At 48.4% G+C, this 2,462-nt stretch carries 3 protein-coding genes; 2 read left to right on the top strand and 1 reads right to left on the bottom strand.

The window, feature by feature from the left end:
• The first annotated feature begins 334 nt into the window (after positions 1-334).
• Positions 335-787: a hypothetical protein gene (locus HY879_02620; protein ID MBI5602224.1), complete on the top strand. Its 453-nt coding sequence runs from the start codon at positions 335-337 to the stop codon at positions 785-787.
• 1 nt (position 788) lies between these two features.
• On the opposite strand, the gene HY879_02615 is transcribed toward HY879_02620, so the two are convergent.
• A complete protein-coding gene (locus HY879_02615) occupies positions 789-1,451 on the bottom strand; it encodes an HAD family hydrolase (protein ID MBI5602223.1) in 663 nt (220 codons plus the stop codon).
• A 222-nt stretch (positions 1,452-1,673) separates the two neighbouring features.
• On the opposite strand from HY879_02615, the gene HY879_02610 reads away from it, so the two are divergent.
• Positions 1,674-1,862, top strand: a complete 189-nt coding sequence (locus HY879_02610; GenBank protein MBI5602222.1) for a hypothetical protein — start codon at positions 1,674-1,676, stop codon at positions 1,860-1,862.
• Positions 1,863-2,462 lie beyond the last annotated feature (600 nt).

Genomic DNA, 2,462 nt, shown 5'->3' with positions numbered 1-2,462 from the left:
TAACTATCCGGGCTGCTCTTCCACGATCCTATTCGGGTCCGTTAAGGGCCTGAATAGGACCCTCCTTTGGCTTCCCCTTAGTCCGAAAATAAAACCTGTTGCTGGTTGCTCGTTGCTGGTTACTGGTTAAAAAACGTTCGGTCCGTTAAGAATTAACAATTAAGAATTGATTATTGATTATTAGCCTTAAGCCTTGCCAGGCCCTTTATTTTCATGCTTCGCGGTTGCTCGCCCCGAGCATGGGGTTTAAAAATAAATCCGTTGTCCGGGAAAGGGATTCCCGGTTATAATATTTACATTGAAGTGTTCACCTTACCGAGGCCAGGAGGAAGAAATGCTTCGTTTCACCGGTTGGTTGATGACGATTTGCTTTCTCTGCGGATCTGCCGGATTAATGGAGGCGGCAGCGACCGAGTTCCGAATACCCGGGGTCCTGACAGCCAAAAAGGATAAGGAGAAGCAGGAGAAAGTCCTCAAAGAAAAAGAAGAACAATTGGAAGCCCGGGAAAAGGAGCTGAAAGCCAAGGAAGAAGCATTGGCCAAGGAGGAGGGGGAATTAAAAAATAAGGAAAAAAAACTGAATCAATGGGAAGACAGACTCAAACGGAGAGCCCGCCGTCTCCAACAACAGACCCAACAGGGAGTCGGTGCCGGCACCCAGGCGCCTTCTGGAAACGCCGCAGGATTCGGCCCAAAAACGGCGGTCCCGCCACAACCGAAGCCGGAAAATCCCCTAGCACCCCAAAAGCCTCCGGCCGCAGTTCCCGGCCCGCCGATGAAACAATAAATTATTGGTGATCATCCAGGATCGGTAAAAGATCGAGCGGGTGATTGATTAAAAGGCGGGCGCCGCCGGATCTGAGCTCTTCGGCTGGACGAAACCCCCAAAGTACGCCGATGGGAAACATGCCGGCCGCCACGGCCGTTTTCATATCGATCGGGGTATCGCCCAGGTATAAAAATTGGGCGGGAGACAGCTGCAAATCCCGGGCAATTTCCAGGGCCCCGGCCGGGTCCGGTTTTTTAGGGTGGCCCGGCCGGACTCCCAGTACCCGGTCAAAACGCCAGGCGGAAAGCAGATCCGCAACCATGATTTGCGTGAAAAAGTCCACCTTGTTGGACAGGATGGACATTTTAAGCCGACGGGTGGTGAGGGCGTCTAGCAATTCCGGAATGCCTGGATAGAGCCGGGTTTTAAGACGCCAGCGCCGGGTGTATACTTCTGTCATTTTTTCCAGGGACCGCTCCAGGACTTCAGGCCCTCTCCGGTCCTCCGGCAGGGCCCGCCGGATCATCACCTCCACTCCCTCGCCCACGAAATATTTATAGGCCTTTACCGGATGGGTTGGAAAACCCTGCTCCGCTAAAACTTCGTTCAGGGAGTCGGCCAAATCCTCCAGTGTATCGAGCAGGGTGCCATCGAGATCAAACAGTATTCCTTCAATAGCCATGCCGTGGATCCTTTCTGTCAAAAAATTAACAGTTTATCAACCGGGAGTCAATCGGGATATAAAATTTAGGGTTTTTCAGCCCCGACAAACACGAACAAGCTGACCACTGACCATCCTCAACGAAGACAACTGGACCGCCCTGGAAATACTGGCCGATAAGGAACGGCCCAAGATCCAGTGGTTCATTGACAGCTTCGGAGAGGAGTGCAGGAGATGGTGGGATTGGCCAAGACGGTGATGGAAGAGGTTCATTGGCCGGGGGTGGGGCTATGGCCGATGAAAATAGACCTGGAGCTGCTTTCTTCCCGTAGTCCACATCCCGCCACCTATGAAAAATGGCAATATTTCCACCGAAAAGCAATAACCGTGTCCACGAAAAAGTCTCATTATTTTCTTGACAATCCTGAATAGTTGTTAAATAATCCTACGCTGATTTCATATCTTCCTATGACCTTATTTTAAGTAGATTGAACTTCCCAACTTGACCCCAACCTATTTAGAGCGGGAAATGATGTGGGAGATTCTGAAGTTTCCGATGTGAAGCCTCCATAAGGGTTCAAAATCTTATGGAGACTTTTTTTATACTCTGTAACAAAACAACCAAATATAATATCATCTCGACAAAGCCAAACCCTCCGTAAGATGGGATTTAACTATATGGATATTCTGTTGTACAAAGCGGCAATAACAATTTTTACTTAGATGGTTTGAAATGAATAATAAAAGAATCGTAGCCGTTTTTTTTATTGTCGTTATAGCCCTAAGTATCGGATTTCTGCAGGGAGAAGCTTTCAACTGCATCTCTGCATATTTTGATCATTCAGGAATATTTACAAAATCTGACCCAAGTTACTCACCGGAAAGTTTTGTTTGTGTTCAGCCTCCTCCAACCGGGATCGCAAAAGTTTATTTACCTCTATTATTGAATTTATTGAATACCAATGGGTCCACCAAACTCCCTCAGACTGGACAGACAACCTGGTCTGATTTATATGGGGTGACCATCTCCTG

Source organism: Deltaproteobacteria bacterium, from assembly GCA_016219225.1.
Classification (GTDB): domain Bacteria; phylum Desulfobacterota; class RBG-13-43-22; order RBG-13-43-22; family RBG-13-43-22; genus RBG-13-43-22.
This window is presented reverse-complemented; position numbering and strand designations above follow the sequence as displayed.